This is a genomic window from Pseudomonas sivasensis, assembly GCF_021391435.1.
Taxonomy (GTDB): domain Bacteria; phylum Pseudomonadota; class Gammaproteobacteria; order Pseudomonadales; family Pseudomonadaceae; genus Aquipseudomonas; species Aquipseudomonas sivasensis.
The window spans coordinates 5532560-5549252 of record NZ_CP090029.1 but is presented as its reverse complement, the minus strand read 5'-3'; the positions used below and the strand labels follow the sequence as shown (position 1 = coordinate 5549252).

Annotated in this window: 17 protein-coding genes; 7 read left to right on the top strand and 10 right to left on the bottom strand. The window is 60.7% G+C overall.

Annotated features, from left to right (window positions below):
* Positions 1 to 51: 51 nt before the first annotated feature.
* The 4 genes from LRO94_RS25135 to LRO94_RS25120 all read left to right on the top strand — a co-directional run bounded on the left by LRO94_RS25135 (position 52) and on the right by LRO94_RS25120 (position 3062).
* A complete protein-coding gene (locus tag LRO94_RS25135; RefSeq protein ID WP_032884598.1) occupies positions 52 to 327 on the top strand; it encodes a DUF493 domain-containing protein in 276 nt (91 codons plus the stop codon).
* Complete coding sequence (gene lipB / locus LRO94_RS25130; RefSeq protein ID WP_032884599.1) at positions 327 to 974, top strand: lipoyl(octanoyl) transferase LipB; 648 nt, start codon at positions 327 to 329, stop codon at positions 972 to 974. Before LRO94_RS25135 ends, lipB begins: the two co-directional genes overlap by 1 nt.
* A gap of 26 nt (positions 975 to 1000) precedes the next feature.
* Entirely contained in the window at positions 1001 to 2002 is a 1002-nt protein-coding gene (gene lipA / locus LRO94_RS25125; RefSeq protein WP_162163623.1) for a lipoyl synthase, read from the top strand.
* A 139-nt stretch (positions 2003 to 2141) separates the two neighbouring features.
* Positions 2142 to 3062, top strand: coding sequence for a S66 peptidase family protein (locus LRO94_RS25120; protein WP_032884600.1), 921 nt, complete (start codon positions 2142 to 2144; stop codon positions 3060 to 3062).
* Between the two features lie 119 nt (positions 3063 to 3181).
* Here the strand turns inward: LRO94_RS25120 and LRO94_RS25115 are convergent, their stop codons facing one another.
* The 5 genes from LRO94_RS25115 to leuS form a co-directional block, all read right to left on the bottom strand.
* Positions 3182 to 4507: a lytic murein transglycosylase gene (locus LRO94_RS25115; protein ID WP_032884601.1), complete on the bottom strand. Its 1326-nt coding sequence runs from the start codon at positions 4505 to 4507 to the stop codon at positions 3182 to 3184.
* A gap of 61 nt (positions 4508 to 4568) precedes the next feature.
* Positions 4569 to 4733, bottom strand: a complete 165-nt coding sequence (gene arfA / locus LRO94_RS25110; RefSeq protein WP_003176285.1) for an alternative ribosome rescue factor ArfA — start codon at positions 4731 to 4733, stop codon at positions 4569 to 4571.
* 228 nt (positions 4734 to 4961) lie between these two features.
* Complete coding sequence (gene holA, locus LRO94_RS25105) at positions 4962 to 5999, bottom strand: DNA polymerase III subunit delta (protein ID WP_032884602.1); 1038 nt, start codon at positions 5997 to 5999, stop codon at positions 4962 to 4964.
* A gap of 39 nt (positions 6000 to 6038) precedes the next feature.
* Entirely contained in the window at positions 6039 to 6644 is a 606-nt protein-coding gene (locus LRO94_RS25100; protein WP_032884603.1) for an LPS-assembly lipoprotein LptE, read from the bottom strand.
* 88 nt (positions 6645 to 6732) lie between these two features.
* Positions 6733 to 9339, bottom strand: coding sequence for a leucine--tRNA ligase (gene leuS / locus LRO94_RS25095; protein WP_122752989.1), 2607 nt, complete (start codon positions 9337 to 9339; stop codon positions 6733 to 6735).
* Positions 9340 to 9600: 261 nt separating this feature from the next.
* On the opposite strand from leuS, the gene LRO94_RS25090 reads away from it, so the two are divergent.
* Both LRO94_RS25090 and LRO94_RS25085 read left to right on the top strand, forming a co-directional pair.
* Positions 9601 to 9918 (top strand): hypothetical protein, encoded by a 318-nt coding sequence (locus LRO94_RS25090; protein WP_095186209.1) that lies wholly within the window; start codon positions 9601 to 9603, stop codon positions 9916 to 9918.
* Between the two features lie 98 nt (positions 9919 to 10016).
* A complete protein-coding gene (locus LRO94_RS25085) occupies positions 10017 to 10778 on the top strand; it encodes a YdcF family protein (RefSeq protein ID WP_095186210.1) in 762 nt (253 codons plus the stop codon).
* Positions 10779 to 10852: 74 nt separating this feature from the next.
* On the opposite strand, the gene lnt is transcribed toward LRO94_RS25085, so the two are convergent.
* The 5 genes from lnt to miaB all read right to left on the bottom strand — a co-directional run bounded on the left by lnt (position 10853) and on the right by miaB (position 16233).
* Positions 10853 to 12376, bottom strand: a complete 1524-nt coding sequence (gene lnt / locus LRO94_RS25080) for an apolipoprotein N-acyltransferase (protein ID WP_122752987.1) — start codon at positions 12374 to 12376, stop codon at positions 10853 to 10855.
* An 8-nt stretch (positions 12377 to 12384) separates the two neighbouring features.
* Positions 12385 to 13224 carry an HlyC/CorC family transporter gene (locus LRO94_RS25075; RefSeq protein WP_005791724.1) on the bottom strand — a complete coding sequence of 280 codons (840 nt, stop codon included), beginning with the start codon at positions 13222 to 13224 and terminating at the stop codon, positions 12385 to 12387.
* 31 nt (positions 13225 to 13255) lie between these two features.
* Entirely contained in the window at positions 13256 to 13714 is a 459-nt protein-coding gene (gene ybeY, locus LRO94_RS25070) for an rRNA maturation RNase YbeY (protein WP_032884608.1), read from the bottom strand.
* The gene (locus tag LRO94_RS25065) at positions 13707 to 14711 is read right to left on the bottom strand and encodes a PhoH family protein (RefSeq protein ID WP_032884609.1); all 1005 of its coding nucleotides are present in this window, start codon (positions 14709 to 14711) and stop codon (positions 13707 to 13709) included. Before LRO94_RS25065 ends, ybeY begins: the two co-directional genes overlap by 8 nt.
* A gap of 193 nt (positions 14712 to 14904) precedes the next feature.
* Positions 14905 to 16233: a tRNA (N6-isopentenyl adenosine(37)-C2)-methylthiotransferase MiaB gene (miaB, locus tag LRO94_RS25060; protein ID WP_032884610.1), complete on the bottom strand. Its 1329-nt coding sequence runs from the start codon at positions 16231 to 16233 to the stop codon at positions 14905 to 14907.
* 131 nt (positions 16234 to 16364) lie between these two features.
* Here miaB and LRO94_RS25055 point away from each other — a divergent pair, with 131 nt between their 5' ends.
* Entirely contained in the window at positions 16365 to 16691 is a 327-nt protein-coding gene (locus LRO94_RS25055) for a DUF1820 family protein (protein ID WP_003236992.1), read from the top strand.
* The last annotated feature ends 2 nt before the right edge of the window (positions 16692 to 16693 follow it).

Here is a 16693-nt window from a genome sequence, read left to right as displayed (position 1 = left end):
ACGCGGGGCTTTGCCGTCGCCACGGCTTACCGCTTACGAGGCCGTTACGCCATGACCGATACCGAAGTAAAGGCACCCAAGATCGAATTCCCGGTGGTCGATTACCCGATCAAGGTGATCAGCGACACGGGTGTTGGCCGCAAGGACACGATTCTTGAGATCGTGCGTAAACACGCCACGATCAACGATAACCGAGTGGATGAGCGATCCAGCACCACCGGTAAATACACGACTATCCAGTTGCACATCGTTGCGACCGGCCAGGACCAGCTCTACGACATCAACAGCGAACTGCGGGCCACCGGCTTCGTGCACATGGTGCTGTGATGCCAGAGGTCCTGGGCTTTCGCGAGCTCGGCCAGATGGCCTACGAGCCTGTCTGGCACGCCATGCAACGGTTCACCAACGAGCGTGGCACCTCGGCCCCCGATGAGATCTGGCTGGTGGAACACCCGCCGGTGTTCACCCAGGGCCAGGCTGGCAAGGCTGAGCATTTGCTGCTGCCGGGGGATATTCCGGTGGTGCAGGTCGACCGAGGTGGCCAAGTGACTTACCATGGCCCCGGCCAGTTGGTCGCTTATCTGTTGCTGGACGTGCGCAAGCTGGGATTTGGCGTGCGCGATCTGGTCAGCCGGATAGAGGCTTGCCTGGTCGAGTTGCTGGCCAGTTATGGCGTGACCGCCGCGGCCAAGCCTGATGCTCCCGGTGTGTATGTGGATGGCGCGAAAATCGCCTCCCTGGGGCTTCGGATTCGTCACGGATGTTCCTTTCATGGCCTGGCCCTGAACGTGGACATGGACTTGGCCCCGTTTCGGCGGATCAACCCGTGCGGCTATGCCGGGTTGGCGATGACCCAACTGAGCGAACACGCTACACCGATTAAATTTGCCGAGGTAAGTGCCCGGCTGCGCGCGCAGCTCGTCAAACACCTCGACTATGCTGAGCAGACGACCCTAACGGGCGGAATCGACTGATTATGACTACTGATGCAGTGCAAACCATGATCCCGACGCTGGACGTTACCGAGCGTCCGGCCCCGGCCCCGCGTGCCAAGGTGGAAGCCGGTGTCAAGCTGCGCGGCGCCGAGAAGGTTGCACGCATCCCGGTGAAGATCATTCCGACCACCGAACTTCCGAAGAAACCCGACTGGATTCGCGTGCGTATCCCGGTTTCGCCGGAAGTCGACCGTATCAAGGCCCTGCTGCGCAAACACAAGCTGCACAGCGTATGCGAAGAGGCCTCTTGCCCGAACCTGGGCGAATGCTTCTCCGGCGGCACCGCCACGTTCATGATCATGGGTGACATCTGCACCCGTCGTTGCCCGTTCTGCGACGTTGGCCATGGCCGGCCGAAGCCACTGGACGTGAACGAGCCGGAAAGCCTGGCCATCGCCATCGCCGACCTGAAACTCAAATATGTAGTGATCACCTCGGTGGACCGCGACGACTTGCGTGACGGCGGTGCACAGCACTTTGCCGACTGCATCCGCGAAATCCGCAAACTGTCGCCGAACGTGATGCTCGAAACCCTGGTCCCGGACTACCGTGGCCGTATGGACGTGGCGCTGGAAATCACCGCCGCCGAGCCACCGGATGTGTTCAACCACAACCTGGAAACCGTGCCACGCCTGTACAAGGCTGCGCGTCCGGGTTCGGACTACCAGTGGTCGCTGACCCTGCTGCAGAAATTCAAGCAGATGATGCCGCACATTCCGACCAAATCCGGCCTGATGCTGGGCCTGGGCGAAACCGACGAAGAAGTCATCGAAGTCATGAAACGCATGCGCGAACACGACATCGACATGCTGACCCTGGGCCAGTACCTGCAACCGTCGCGCAGCCACTTGCCGGTGCAGCGTTTCGTGCACCCGGACACCTTCGCCTGGTTCGCCGAGGAAGGCTACAAGATGGGCTTCAAGAACGTCGCCTCGGGCCCGTTGGTACGCTCTTCGTACCACGCTGACGAACAAGCCAAGTTGGTCAAGGCAAGCCTGGTTTCCTGATAGGGGTTTAGATCCAGTGTGGGAGGGGGCTTGCCCTCGATTGCGGTATGTCAGTCGCTACATGTGCTGGCTGATCCACCGCAATCGGGGGCACGCCCCCTCCCACATTTCGTTCCGCGCTAGTTAGGGAGAGTTGTGTATGACAGCAGCCGTTCCAGCCCTTCGTTCTGAAGGCACCATCGCCCTGATCGCCCCTGCCGGCCCCGCCGTGCTGGACGTTGAAAGGGCTGGCCAATGGATGCGCACGCGCGGCTACGATCTGCGAATTTCCCCCGGCGTCTATGAACGCGACGGCTACCTCGCCGGCAGCGATGCAGTGCGCCTGCGTGACCTGCACGCCGCCTTCGCCGATCCGGACATCGACGCTATCTTTTGCCTGCGCGGCGGCTATGGAACACCGCGTCTGCTCGATAGCCTGGATTTCGAACTGCTACGCGCCAACCCCAAGCCATTCGTGGGCTACAGCGACATCACCGCCCTGCACTTGGCGATCAGCCGCTACGCCGGCTTCGTGACCTTCCACGGGCCGATGCTCAATGCCGATCTGCTGGGCGACAAGCAGCAGCCTACCGAGTCCTCCCTGTTCAGCCTTCTGCGCGGACAAATGGGCGCCGGCAGTGTGCTGTCGCACCCGGTGGCGTACCCGTTGACCACGATCGAGCCTGGCATTGCCTGTGGGCGCTTGCTGGGAGGTAACCTGTCGATGATTGCGGCGGTCATGGGGACGCCTTACGAAATCGACGCTGAAGGCATCATCCTGTTTATCGAAGACGTCAACGAGCCGATCTACCGCATTGACCGGTTGCTGACGCACTTGCGCCTGGCCGGTAAATTGGCCCAGGTTGCGGGTGTGCTGGTGGGGGATGTGGCGGGGGTGGATAACGCTGCGCTGGAGCGCCTGCTGAAGCAGACGTTCGAGCCTTTGTGCATACCGGTGTTGGCCGGCTGGCGCAGTGGGCATTGCGATCCGAACCTGACGCTGCCAATGGGCGCGTTGGTGCGTTTGGATGCAGGGGAGAAGCGGGTGGTGTTGGAGCAGGATGTGGTGTTCAAACCCTGAATCTGTTGGTGCCTGCCAAACCGCCATCGGGGGCAAGCCCCCCCCACACTTGAATGTATTCACAAATCAAAATGTGGGAGGGGGCTTGCCCCCGATAGCGGTAGTCGCCATAAGCAGATCTAACGGTTCTGCAGCGACTCCAGCAATTTCACCGTCGGATACCCATCCGCCGGCCAGCCCAGCGCCTGCTGCGCCGCACGAATCGCCTTACGGGTGTTGGCGCCGATAATCCCATCCGGGTTGCCCGCGTCATAGCCATTGGCACTCAACGCCGTCTGCAAATCCATGCGCTGGGATCGGCTCAGCGGCAGCTCATCTTTCGGCCACTCGCCACGAATCACGCCACCGCCACCAAACCGCTCCGACAACAGGCCAACCGCCAGCGCGTAGGACGATGAGTTGTTGTACTTGAGGATGGCGCGGAAGTTATCCAGCACCAGGAACGCCGGGCCGCGATAGCCCGCAGGCAGCAGCAGGGCGGCGGAGAGTTGGTCGACATTGCTTGGCATGCTGGCGCCCGGCGGCAGCTGCACGCCCAGTTTCAGCCACTCAGCGACGGTTTTGCGGGTGCCGCCATCGGCCAGGGCGTAATCGAAGTTCGCTGGCAGTTGTTTCACCTCGAACCCCCAAGGCTGGCCTTTCTGCCAGCCGGAGCTTTGCAGGTAGTGCGCAGTGGAGGCGAGGGCGTCGGCCGGGCTATTCCAGATATCGCGGCGACCGTCGCCGTCGAAGTCCACTGCGTGGGTGTTGTAGGTGGTCGGGATAAATTGGGTCTGGCCCATAGCGCCTGCCCAGGAGCCTTTCATCTGGTCGGCCTGGATATCGCCGTGTTGGATGATCTGCAGTGCCGCCAGCAATTGCGCCTGTGCAAAGGCTGGGCGTCGGCCTTCATAGGCCAGGGTCGCCAGGGAGCGGATCACCGAGTTGTTGCCCTGGAACTGGCCGAAGTTACTCTCCATGCCCCACACCGACACCAACGCTTGGCGGTCGACGCCATAACGTTGCTCGATGCTTTGCAGGATGTCGGCATATTTGATTAGCAGTGCCTGGCCATTACGCACACGCAACGGCGATAGGGCACCGTCGAGGTATTCCCACACCGGGCGGGAAAACTCCGGCTGGCTGCGGTCGGCGCGGATCACCGCCATGTCGGGGGTGACATTGGCGAAGGCATTGTCGAACACGGCGGCGGTAATGCCGGCCTGCAGGGCTTGCGCGCGGAAACCCGCCTGCCATTCGGCGAAGGTTTGGGTCGGTTGGATATCGAGATTGTCCACGGCCAGCGGGGCCACGACGGCGGGCGCTACAACGGGTGCGGTTTGGAGCTTTGGCAACGGTTGGGCGTCGGCGGCGGTAGGTTTTTCCGCACAGGCGACAAGCAGAATGAGGCTGGAGGCAGCGATCAGTTGGCGAAGGTGCCAATGACGGGAAAGACGAGAGGGCATGCACAGGTCCAGGGATTACAAATCAGACGCTGACCTTATCATGCCAGAGGGGCGCTTGCCTTCAGGCAGCCAGAAAGTAAGAAGCCTCCCAGCTATTAGACTGGAAGGCTTCGCGGCGGTAGCTGCCCTTGCCCTTGCCGGCGCGTTCCTGACGGCTGCGGAACAGTGGCTGGGCGATGATGGATTTGGCCTTGTTGGGGCCATGCTTGGATGGCTTTTTGCTCATGGTCGATGCTCTCCTCAGATGTGATGCAGCGGTGCAAATCATCTGCCGAAGTTGGACAGCTGTAAAGCCCGGCGGCGGGTAGGAGATTTCATTGCGTACGCGATAGGACGTGTGGGAGGGGGCTTGCCCTCGATGGTGGTGTTTCAGTCAATACATGTGTCGACTTCAGCGCCGCCATCGGGAGCAAGCCCCCTCCCACATTGGTTCTGTGGTGTTTGGAAACTAGGATTATTCGGCTGGAAGTGTCAGGCGCTGACCGGCCATCAACAACGACAAACGGCTGAGGCTCATCCACGGTGAACCCGCCGCCTGGCCCTTGATCTGCGCATCAATGCGCTGCGCCTCCAGCAACAGTTGTGCCCAGCGTTGCGCCGAGTGCCGTTGAAGGGCTTTGCTCATCAGGGGTTTGCGCTTGTCCCACACCGGTGGCCGAGCCTGGCTAAAGCACTTGTCCAGCGGCGTGCCTTGGCTGTACTGCAGGGCAATATTGGCCAATACCCGAAGCTCTCGGGCCAGGGCCCAGAGAATCACTGGTGGCTCGACCCCTTCGCCACGCAGGCCTTCGAGCATGCGCAGGGCGTGGGCGGGTTCGCCGTTGAGGATTGCATCCACCAGCCCGAATACGTCAAAACGTGCACTGTCCGCCACGGCGCCTTGTACCGTTTCGACGGTAATCTGCCCGTCTTCGGCCATCAGCTTGAGCTTTTCGATCTCCTGAGCAGCGGCAAGCAAGTTGCCCTCGACCCGGGCGGCGATCAGCTCAACCGCGTCTTGCGTTGCGGCCAGCCCCGATTGTGAGAGGCGCTGGCGAATCCACTGCGGCAGCTGATTGCTGTCCACCGGCCATATCTGGATGAACTGGGTCTGCGACCCTTCTACCAAGGCCTTGCCCCACTTGGTCTTCTGCGCGCTGCCGTCGAGTTTGGGCAGGCTGATCAGCAAGACCGTATCTTCAGCGGGACGTGAGCAGTATTCCATCAGTGCTGCCGCGCCTTTATCACCAGGCTTGCCCGATGGCAGACGCAGCTCAAGCAGGCGTTTTTCGGCGAATAGCGACATGCTCGCGCCGGCTTGCAGCAGCGTGCCCCAGTCGAAACTGGCGTCGGCGCTGAATACCTGGCGTTCATCGAAGCCCTGCTGGCGTGCGGCGGTACGGATGGCGTCGGCGGCTTCCTGGCACAGCAGCGGGTCATCACCGCTGACGATGTAGACAGGCGCGAGGCCACCTTGCAGGTGTTTGGCGAGTTGGGCGGGGGCTAGTTTCATAGGCAGGTAGAGCGGGGCGCCTGGGGCGCCCCGTCTGGCTTACTCGACAGGTACTTCAACAGGCGATTGTTTCGGCGTGTTGTCTTCGTACTCTTTCGCAGCTTTCAGCGCATCGGCGTCAGCCTTGGCCTTGTTGTCAGCGGCTTGCTGCAAGGTTTCCAGCTTCTCCGGGGTCAGCATCGACAGGCGCAAGACTACGCGTTGCACCAGATCACGACGCATTTCCTTGCGGACCTGGATGATTTCGGCATCCGAGCCCACCAGGTTGTTGCCATCGTGGCTGACGATTTTCTGCACCTGGATGTTGTCACCCATCAATGGCAGGTGGTCGCGGCCCTGGATTTCAAAGCTGAGCACAGTGCTCAGTTCGATATCCGAGGCGCGCCCTGCGCTGGCGTAGCTCAGGTTGCGCTGGGTTTCTTTTTCGTTCGCCAGGAACAGCTTGTAGGTTGCGCCGGTGTAGACGTGTACCCCGTTGTTTTCGAGGACCTGGCGCAACTGGGTCACGGTTTCGCTGTAGGCGTCGCGCGCGCTGACATCCAGTTCCTTGATCGTCAGGTCATTGGTGCCGGTGCCGCGCAGCTGGAAGCCGCAAGCGCTCAGTAGCACGGCAAGGCCCATAACCAGCAGATTGCGTTTGATCATTTTGTTGCTCCCCTTGAAACCATGTGGGCCTTATCGAGGCCTTGAAGGCTTTGTTCGGCGCAGGGCTCAAGCCCTGCGCCCGATGCGATTAGCTAGCGACGATATTGACCAATTTGCCAGGCACCACGATCACTTTGCGGATCGTCAGGCCTTCGGTAAAGCGCAGCACGTTCTCGTTGACGCGTGCGGCCGCTTCGACTTCTTCACGGCTGGCACTGGCCGGCATGTCGATCTGGCCACGCAGCTTACCGTTGACCTGGATCACCAGTTGCAGCGTGTCCTGTACCAGGGCGCTGTCATCCTGCACCGGCCAGCGCGCATCGATGACTGCGTCGCTATGGCCCAGACGGCTCCACAGGTCGTGGCTGATGTGCGGCGTAATCGGTGCCAGCAGCAGGGTGACCGTTTCCAGGCCTTCCTGTACCAGTGCGCGGTCCTGTTCGGTCGCTTGCGGGGCTTTTTCCAGCACGTTCATCAATGTCATCACCTGGGCGATGGCGGTGTTGAACTTGTGGTTTTGGCCTACATCCTGGCTGGCTTGCTTGATGGCCAGGTGGGTGCTGCGGCGAATAAGTTTCTGCTCGTCGCTCAGGGACGCCACGTCCAGCTTGGCCGGCAGGCCCTGGCTGACATGGGCGTGAGCCAGGCGCCAGACGCGCTTGAGGAAGCGGTGCGAGCCTTCGACGCCGGAGTCGGACCATTCGGCGCTCATGTCAGGTGGCGAGGCGAACATCATGAACAGACGGCAGGTGTCGGCACCGAACTGGTCGATCATCGACTGTGGGTCGACGCCATTGTTCTTCGACTTGGCCATTTTCTCGGTACCGCCGATCTCCACCGGCAGGCCGTCGGCGATCAGCTTGGCGCTGATGACCTTGGCTTTGCTGTCGCGCTCAAGTTCGACGTCCGCCGGGTTGAACCAGGTGTAGGCGCCATTGGCTTCGCGGCGATAGTAGGTCTCGGCGATCACCATGCCTTGGGTCAGCAGGTTCTTGAACGGCTCGTTGGAACTCACCAGGCCTTCGTCGCGCATCAGCTTATGGAAGAAACGCGCGTACAGCAGGTGAAGAATGGCGTGTTCGATGCCACCAATGTACTGATCCACCGGCAACCAATGGTCAGCCGCGGATTTTTCCACCAGGCCACCCTCGTAGTGAGGCGAGGCGTAGCGGGCGTAGTACCACGAGGACTCCACGAAGGTGTCCATGGTGTCGGTTTCACGCTTGGCTGGCTGGCCGCATTTAGGGCAACTGCACTCGTAGAACTCAGGCATGCGTGCCAATGGCGAACCGGCGCCGTCCGGCACCACGTCTTCCGGCAGCACGACCGGCAGTTGGTCTTCCGGTACCGGCACGTCACCGCAGGTTTCGCAGTGGATAATCGGGATCGGGCAGCCCCAGTAGCGCTGGCGGCTGATGCCCCAGTCGCGCAGGCGGAACTGGGTGCGCGAGGCGCCGAGGTTCTTCTTGATCAGCGCGACTTCGATGGCGTCGAAAGCACCTGCGAAGTCCAGGCCGTCGAACTCTCCGGAATTGATCAGGGTGCCGTGCTCGCCGTAGGCGTCTTGCCACGGGGCCGGGTTGGTGTCGCCCGAACTGGTGCGCACCACCGACTTGATCGGCAGGTTGTATTTGGTGGCGAATTCGAAATCACGCTCGTCGTGGGCCGGTACAGCCATTACTGCGCCATCGCCGTAGTGCATCAACACGTAATTGGCGACCCAAACCGGCAACTTCTCGCCGGTCAGTGGGTGCTCGACGAACAGGCCGGTCGGCAGGCCTTTTTTCTCTTGAGTGGCGACGTCGGCTTCAGCCACGCTGCCGCCTTTGCATTCGGCGATGAACGCCTGCAGCTCGGGGTTGTTCTGTGCGGCCTGGGTGGCCAGCGGGTGCTCGGCGGCCACGGCGACGTAGGTCGCGCCCATCAGGGTGTCGGGACGGGTGGTGAAGACTTTGAGTGCGCCCGCTTCGCCGATGGAGTCGACGTTGTACGGGAACTGCACTTCCATGCCCTTGGACTTGCCGATCCAGTTGCGCTGCATGGTCTTGACCTGTTCAGGCCAGCCCGGCAAATCGTCGAGGCTCGACAAGAGTTCATCCGCGTAGGCGGTGATCTTGAAGTAGTACATCGGGATTTCGCGCTTTTCGATCAGCGCGCCGGAACGCCAGCCGCGCCCGTCGATCACCTGCTCGTTGGCCAGCACGGTCTGGTCGATCGGGTCCCAGTTCACGGTGCCGCTTTTTTTGTAGATCACGCCTTTTTCGAACAGGCGAGTGAACAGCCATTGTTCCCAGCGGTAGTAATCCGGCTTGCAGGTGGTCACTTCGCGGGACCAGTCCACCGCCAGGCCCAGGCTGCGCAGCTGGGTCTTCATGTAGGCGATGTTTTCGTAGGTCCACTTGGCGGGAGCCACGTTGTTTTTCATCGCAGCGTTTTCCGCCGGCATGCCGAAGGCGTCCCAACCCATGGGTTGCAGGACGTTCTTGCCTTGCATGCGCTGGTAGCGGGAAATCACGTCGCCGATGGTGTAGTTACGCACGTGCCCCATGTGTAGCTTGCCGCTGGGGTAAGGGAACATCGATAGGCAATAGAAAGTCTCCTTGCCTGGCTGTTCACTGACTTCAAAGGACTTTTGCTCGTCCCAGAAGGTTTGGGCGGCATTTTCTATTTCACGGGGCTGATATTGTTCGTGCATGGCTACTTTTGAACTGGATAGGGGTGGCCTAATCCTCTTCGGTGCAACGTTCAGGTTGTTCGACACCAAAAAGCGGCGCGTCCGTGCCCAAACCCTGCGGGAAGTGGAGTTACAGGAAGCGCCGTAGCATACATGACCCCACTCTATCGAGGGAAACCCTGATTGCGTAGCCGAGGCCGTCTGTCGCGGCGCCGGGCAGGCGCAGCAACGAGGGCTACGCTGTTCAGTGGGGAGCAAGTCTTTCTTCAATGAGGTGAGGGGATGGTTGAATCGCAGCGAATCGCAACTAAACCGGACGTCTACGAGGGACTGATCGACCGATTGGGTCGTGCATTGGATGCAGCGAGGACAGCGGGCCGATTGCGTGATGAACGGCCTGTCGAGTTGGAACTGCGTGGATTGAGTCGCGCGGAGTTGGAACTGATCAAGGCTTACCTGGAACGCAACAAGCGCAGTGCGCCCCCTTGGGTGGCAACCCCGCCAGCCCAAGAGCCTACGCACTCTGCCAAGGTGGTGTGGCTCAAGGACTTGCCGGCCGGTCGTGGCCCGGAAACATTCCGGTCCGCCCGCTACAAGTAGTTAACCCCCGCTGAACAACACCATTGCGCTATTTCACTGTAGAGATTGTCGCTAAACCCCGTTACACCTTAGGCTTCGGGCATCTTTGGAGATGCCCGATGCCTATTCGTTATTTCATTAAACAACTGCTCCTGCCGCCCGGCATTCTCTTGCTGCTGCTGGCCCTTGCCTGGTGGTTTAGACGCACTCGCCCACGTTTGGCCGGCTGCTGCTTTGCCCTGGGGTTTGGCGGCATGTGGTTGATCAGCTTGCCGGTGGCCGTGGAGTGGGGCGCGCGGGCCCTGGAGACCGAGCCTCCGTTGGCGCGTGAAGACTGGTCGACCCTGGCCCAGCGCGCCGACGCCATTGTGGTGCTGGGCTCGGGACGTGAGCGCGGCGACCCGGCATGGGGTTCTGATCAGCCTACCGGTATTGGCCTGGAGCGCCAGCGGTATGCCGCCCGACTGGCCAAGGCGTCCGGCCTGCCGGTGCTTACCACCGGGGGATTGCACTACGGCACGCCGCCCAGCGAAGCTGAGCTGATGGCGGTGTCGATGCAGGACGATTTCGGCGTTACGGTGCGCTGGAAGGAAGAGCGCAGCCGTACCACCTGGGAAAACGCACAGATGAGTGCCGAGATTCTATTGCCCGAGGGCATCAAGCGTGTGGTGGTCGTGACCCAGGCCTGGCACATGCCGCGTTCGGTGTGGAGTTTTGAAAAGGCCGGCTTCACCGTAGTGCCGGCGCCGGTGGGGTTTCTAGGCGTGGACAATGCACGGCCGCTGGGTGGATGGATGCCCGAGTTCAAGTCGGTGTGGCAGAGTGGGCAGTTGATCAACGAGGCGGTAGGGCAGGTGGGGTATCGGTTGTTCTATCGATAACCCTGCTGATTAAAATGCAGATCAAGATGTAGGAGGGGGCAAGCCCTCTCCCACATTTTGATTCGCGTTGGCTGTTAGACGGTTTTTGCCATCCGGCCTGCCAGCAGCGCCCAACCAAACAACCCCAGGCACACGATGATCAGCGGCCACGAGCGCCATTGCAGGTATGGCGTCAGGTTATGCATCGGCACCACTTCGCCGTAGAGGATTCCGCGCTCGAATTGCGGGATCTGCGCAGTGATCTGGCCAAACGGGTTGATCAACCCAGTCACGCCATTATTGGTCGCACGGATCATCCAGCGCCCAGCCTCCAACGCACGCATCTGCGCCATTTGCAGGTGCTGCAGCGGGCCGATGGAGCGGCCGAACCAGGTGTCATTGCTGATGGTCAGCAGCAGGTCGCTCTGGGCCGACAGTCCGGCGGCGAATTCCGGGTAGACCACTTCGTAGCAAATGAAGGGCGCGATCTGATAGCCCTTCGCCTGCAACATCGCCTGGTCGGCGGGGCCGCGGGCGAAGTCCGACATCGGCAGGTCGAAGAAGGCAATCAGTCCGCGCAGCATGTCCTGCAGCGGCACGTATTCGCCAAACGGCACGAGCTTCTGCTTCAGGTAAGTGCCGTCGCCTTCGCCTACCACGGTGATGCCATTGAAGTAGCGCTTCTGGTGGTGCACTTCCTGGCGTATTGGCACGCCGGTGATCAGCGCTGTGTGTCGGTCGGCGGCAAACTTGCCCATCATCCCCAGGTAGCCCTCGACGGACTCCTTGAGCACCGGCACCGCCGTTTCCGGCCACACCAACAGGTCGACAGGCTTGGAGCTGAAACTCATGTCGCGGTACAGCGCGAGCTGCGCATTGAGCTGCTCGGGGTCCCACTTCATGCTTTGTTCGACGTTGCCCTGGATGGCCGCTACGGTCAGCGGAGCGCCGGACGGGGACGTCCAAGCGTGATGCTTGAGCGCCAGGCCGATGGCCCAGGGTGCGACCAGCAACACCAGACCTGCGCCGATAAACCCATTGCGTTTACTGGCCAGCAGGCGCGGCAGGTTGCACAGCAGGGCCGCCGTCAGTGCCAGGGCAAAGGAAATCAGCCACATGCCACCCACTGGCGCCAGGCCGGTGAGGGGGCCGTCGAGCTGGCTGTAACCGGAGTACAGCCACGGGAATCCGGTGAGGAACCAGCCGCGAAAGGCTTCCTGGCCGACCCACAATGCGGCAAACGTCAGCGCATCTGCCAACGGTGCTTCATTGCGACGCAACCAGCGCGCCCACAGCCAAGCGGGCAGGGCGAAGAACCAGGCAATGGCGGCGGTGAACAACAGCATCAGGAACCCCGCCAGCAGCACCGAAGCGCCGCCGAAGTGGTGGATGCTGTAGTAAATCCAGCTGGTGCCAGCACCAAACAGGCCGAAACCGAAACACCAACCACGGCCCAGCGCCTGACGGGGTGTCAGCTCTCGCAGGCCGACATAGAACACTCCGACCGCGATCAGTGCAAACGGCCACAGATCGAACGGCGCCAGCGCCAGGGTAGTGATGGCGCCGGCCACCACGGCCAGCAAGTTACCGGGCCAGCCGGGTGCGATCATGCGGCGCATTTCAGTCCTTAACGGGCAATAGGGGTCAAGCGGATCAAGTGGATACGACGGCTATCGGCATTCAGGATGCGGAAGCGATACGCGCCGATCTCGGTGGTTTCGTTACGCTTGGGCAGATGCCCGAACGCACTCATTACCAGGCCGCCAACGGTGTCGAACTCGTCGTCGGAGAATTCGCTGTCGAAAAACTCGTTGAAGTTCTCGATCGGCGTCAGCGCCTTGACCAGGAAGTCACCGCTCGGCAGCGGCTTGATGTAGCTGTCTTCTTCGACGTCGTGCTCATCCTCGATGTCGCCGACGATCTGTTCCAGCACGTCTTCGATGGTCACGAGGCCGGCCACGCCGCCGTATTCGTCGATCACAATGGCCATGTGATTGTGGTTGGCGCGGAATTCGCGCAGCAGCACATTCAGGCGCTTGGATTCGGGTACGAAGGTGGCGGGACGCAGCAGGTCCTTGATGTTGAAGCTGTCGCCGTTCTCCTTGAGGATCAGCGGCAGCAAGTCCTTGGCCAGCAGGACGCCCATGACGTCGTCATGGCTTTCACCGATCACCGGGTAGCGCGAGTGCGCGGAGTCGATCACGGCCGGGAGGAATTCCCGCGGGGTCTGGGTCGCCTTGATGCTGATCATCTGCGAGCGCGGGACCATGATGTCCCGTACTTGCAGGTCAGCGACCTGGATGGCGCCTTCGACGATGGCCAGCGCTTCGCTGTCCAGCAACTTGTTCTGGTGGGCCTCGCGCAGCAGCTCCAGCAGCTCCTGGCGGTTTTTCGGCTCGTGGGCAAAAGCCTGGGTCAGTTTACCCAGCCATGACTTTTGCCCGTTGCTCGATCGGTCTTCGCTCATAGCGATTACTCTAAATCCTTTGTTGTGTCAGTTATGTTTCGTCGTCTGCATACGGATCAGGGTGACCCAGTTCGGCAAGCAACGTTTGTTCCAGTGTTTCCATTTCCTCGGCTTCGTCATCGTCTATATGGTCGTAACCCAAGAGATGCAAGCAGCCGTGGATGACTAGATGAGCCCAATGGGCTTCCAGCGTCTTGCCTTGTTCCTTCGCCTCGCGCTCCACCACTTCGACGCAGATCACCAGATCGCCCAGCAACGGGATATCCAGCAGCTCATCGGGTACGTCGGCGGGGAACGACAGCACGTTGGTCGCGTAGTCTTTCTGGCGCCAGGTGTGGTTCAACTCGCGGCCTTCGGGCTCGTCCACCAGACGGATGGTCAATTCCGAGTCGGCAGTGCGCTGGCGCAGGGCCAGTGCGCACCATTGGCGGAATTGTTCTTCGCTGGGGGCGGGCGCCTCGGTGGCCAGTTGCAGGTCAAGCTCAAGCATCGCGGCGAACGTCCTTTGACAGTCCGTCGTCGCGGTGTTCGAAGCGCTCGTAGGCTTCGACGATGCGTTGCACCAGCGGGTGGCGCACTACGTCCTTGGGTGAGAAATGCGTGAAACTGATACCCGGCACGTCCTTGAGCACTTCAATCACATGGCTCAAGCCCGACTTGGTGCCCTTGGGCAGGTCAACCTGGGTAATGTCGCCGGTGATGATGGCCGTCGAGCCGAACCCGATGCGGGTCAGGAACATCTTCATCTGCTCGACCGTAGTGTTCTGGCTTTCGTCGAGGATGATGAAACTGTTGCTCAAGGTGCGGCCGCGCATGTAGGCCAGCGGGGCGATTTCAATCACCTGGCGTTCGATCAGCTTGGCCACGTATTCGAAGCCAAGCATCTCGTACAGCGCGTCGTAGAGTGGACGCAGGTACGGGTCGATCTTCTGTGCGAGGTCGCCGGGCAGGAAACCGAGCTTTTCGCCCGCTTCGACCGCCGGGCGCACCAGCAGGATGCGGCGCACTTGCTCGCGCTCAAGGGCATCCACTGCACAGGCCACGGCGAGGTAGGTCTTGCCGGTACCGGCGGGGCCGATGCCGAAATTGATATCGTTGCCGAGGATTGCCTTGACGTACTTCTGCTGATTCAAGCCCTTTGGGCGAATCATGCCTTTCTTGGTACGCAGTGCCACGCTGGCTTCAGCGACGGGGTTGTTAGCCAAGTCTTCCACAGCCGACTCCTGCAAATACAGGTGCACGGTTTCTGGCGACAGCTCGCTACCCTTGGTTTCGCGGTAGAGACGGCGCAGCAGATTTTCTGCAGATTTAGTGGGCTGGGCTTCACCAATAAGCTCGAACTGATTGCCGCGATTGCGGATCTCGATGCCCAGGCGTTGTTCGATCAGGCGCAGGTGCTCGTCGAACTGTCCGCACAGATTGGCGAAACGGCGAGCCTCAAAGGGCTCAAGGATAAAACGATGGGGTTCTACTGTGGGTGCGTTCAAGGTCGCTTTTAGCCGCCCTTTGGCTGTTTAGGTGAAAGAGAGGATAACGCCAGTGACGCGGGTACGAAAGCACTTACGTCATTGGAATGTTGCACGGCTCCTATGTGGGAGGGGGCTTGCCTCTGATAGCGGTGTGCCAGCAATAAGTGAGTGGTCTGATTCACCGCCATCGGGGGCAAGCCCCCTCCCACATTTATTGCACCAGAGAGCCGCGCAGCGAGTGTGGTTGCGCCGCATCGATGTGCACATCGGCAAATTGGCCGATCAGGGTTGGATTGTCGCAACGGAAGTTGACGATCCGATTGTTCTCGGTGCGGCCCTGCAATTCGCCGGGATCTTTCTTCGAGTAGTCGGTGACCAGGATGCGCTGGACTGAACCGACCATTTGTCGGCTGATCTCGAAGCCCTGCTGGTTAAGTCGGTGTTGTAGCGCGTTCAAGCGCTCTTTTTTCAGCGCTTCCGGGGTTTCGTCCACCAGATCGGCGGCGGGTGTGCCGGGGCGTTGGCTGTAGACGAACGAATAGGAGAAGTCGAAACCGACGTCTTCAATCAGCTTCATGGTCTGCTGGAAGTCTTTTTCGGTCTCGCCTGGGAAGCCGACGATAAAGTCTGAGCTGATGCAGATGCCCGGCACTGCTGCACGCAATTTGCGCAATTTGGATTTGTATTCCAGGGCGGTGTGATTGCGCTTCATTGCCGACAGGATGCGATCCGAACCCGACTGCACCGGCAAATGCAGGTGCTTAACCAGCTCAGGCACGTCGGCGTGGGCCTGGATCAGGCTGTCGGAGAACTCCAGCGGGTGCGAAGTGGTGTAACGGATGCGCTCGATACCGTCCACTGCTGCCACTACGCGGATCAACTCTGCCAAATCCGCCAGGCGACCGTCCTCGGTCAAGCCGCGATAGCCGTTGACGTTCTGGCCCAACAGGGTCACTTCGCGCACGCCGTTTTCGGCCAGGTGGATGATCTCTGCCAGCACGTCGTCAAAGGGCCGGCTGACCTCTTCGCCACGGGTGTAGGGCACCACGCAGAAGGTGCAGTACTTGCTGCAGCCTTCCATCACCGATACATAGGCGCTTGGCCCGTCGATACGCGGCTCAGGCAAATGGTCGAATTTTTCGATTTCCGGGAACGAGACGTCTACCTGAGGCAGCTTGGTGATACGGGCCGCGTCGATCATTTCCGGCAAGCGGTGCAGGGTTTGCGGGCCGAAGACCACGTCGACATAGGGGGCGCGGTCGCGGATCGCGGCGCCTTCCTGGCTGGCCACGCAACCGCCGACGGCGATCACCATCTCTGGATTGGCCAGTTTCAATTCACGCCAGCGGCCCAACTGCGAGTACACGCGGTCCTGGGCACGCTCGCGGATCGAGCAGGTATTGAGCAGGATCACGTCGGCATCTTCGGCGCGGGCGGTGACTTCCAGGGCCTGGTGTTCGCCCAGCAGATCGACCATGCGCGAGCTGTCGTACTCGTTCATCTGGCAACCGTGGGTTTCGATATAAAGCTTCTTGGCCATGGGAATCGTCAACTGGTGGTAAAGAACCGCGCATTATAGGGGGCATGCCCATTGGTTCCTAGCGTTGTGCATCGGGTGCCATGCTATAGTTCGCGCCCTCTTTTATATCCCCGATGTGTTATCCGCCCACCATGACCAAACGCGAAGCTCCAATCTACAAGGTGATTTTCCTCAACCAGGGCCAGGTGTTCGAAATGTACGCCAAGCAGATCTATCAAAGTGATCTGTGGGGCTTCCTGGAAGTGGAAGAGTTCGTCTTTGGCGAGCGCACCCAATTGGTCGTCGACCCGGGCGAAGAAAAGCTCAAGGCGCAGTTCGAAGGCGTGGTGCGCAGTTTTGTGCCGATGCATTCAATTGTGCGTATCGATGAAGTCGAGCGGCTGGGCACGCCGAAGATCAGCGAGGCACGGGGCGTGAGCAATGTCATGCCGTTTCCGATGCCAATGCCTGAGAAGTAAGA

What these genes read in the sequence shown, in the direction of transcription:
- LRO94_RS25135 (WP_032884598.1), top strand. Translation starts at nt 52, where the DNA reads ATGACCGATACCGAAGTAAAGGCACCCAAGATCGAATTCCCGGTGGTC.
- lipB (WP_032884599.1), top strand. Translation starts at nt 327, where the DNA reads ATGCCAGAGGTCCTGGGCTTTCGCGAGCTCGGCCAGATGGCCTACGAG.
- lipA (WP_162163623.1), top strand. Translation starts at nt 1,001, where the DNA reads ATGATCCCGACGCTGGACGTTACCGAGCGTCCGGCCCCGGCCCCGCGT.
- LRO94_RS25120 (WP_032884600.1), top strand. Translation starts at nt 2,142, where the DNA reads ATGACAGCAGCCGTTCCAGCCCTTCGTTCTGAAGGCACCATCGCCCTG.
- LRO94_RS25115 (WP_032884601.1), bottom strand. Translation starts at nt 4,507, where the DNA reads ATGCCCTCTCGTCTTTCCCGTCATTGGCACCTTCGCCAACTGATCGCT.
- arfA (WP_003176285.1), bottom strand. Translation starts at nt 4,733, where the DNA reads ATGAGCAAAAAGCCATCCAAGCATGGCCCCAACAAGGCCAAATCCATC.
- holA (WP_032884602.1), bottom strand. Translation starts at nt 5,999, where the DNA reads ATGAAACTAGCCCCCGCCCAACTCGCCAAACACCTGCAAGGTGGCCTC.
- LRO94_RS25100 (WP_032884603.1), bottom strand. Translation starts at nt 6,644, where the DNA reads ATGATCAAACGCAATCTGCTGGTTATGGGCCTTGCCGTGCTACTGAGC.
- leuS (WP_122752989.1), bottom strand. Translation starts at nt 9,339, where the DNA reads ATGCACGAACAATATCAGCCCCGTGAAATAGAAAATGCCGCCCAAACC.
- LRO94_RS25090 (WP_095186209.1), top strand. Translation starts at nt 9,601, where the DNA reads ATGGTTGAATCGCAGCGAATCGCAACTAAACCGGACGTCTACGAGGGA.
- LRO94_RS25085 (WP_095186210.1), top strand. Translation starts at nt 10,017, where the DNA reads ATGCCTATTCGTTATTTCATTAAACAACTGCTCCTGCCGCCCGGCATT.
- lnt (WP_122752987.1), bottom strand. Translation starts at nt 12,376, where the DNA reads ATGCGCCGCATGATCGCACCCGGCTGGCCCGGTAACTTGCTGGCCGTG.
- LRO94_RS25075 (WP_005791724.1), bottom strand. Translation starts at nt 13,224, where the DNA reads ATGAGCGAAGACCGATCGAGCAACGGGCAAAAGTCATGGCTGGGTAAA.
- ybeY (WP_032884608.1), bottom strand. Translation starts at nt 13,714, where the DNA reads ATGCTTGAGCTTGACCTGCAACTGGCCACCGAGGCGCCCGCCCCCAGC.
- miaB (WP_032884610.1), bottom strand. Translation starts at nt 16,233, where the DNA reads ATGGCCAAGAAGCTTTATATCGAAACCCACGGTTGCCAGATGAACGAG.
- LRO94_RS25055 (WP_003236992.1), top strand. Translation starts at nt 16,365, where the DNA reads ATGACCAAACGCGAAGCTCCAATCTACAAGGTGATTTTCCTCAACCAG.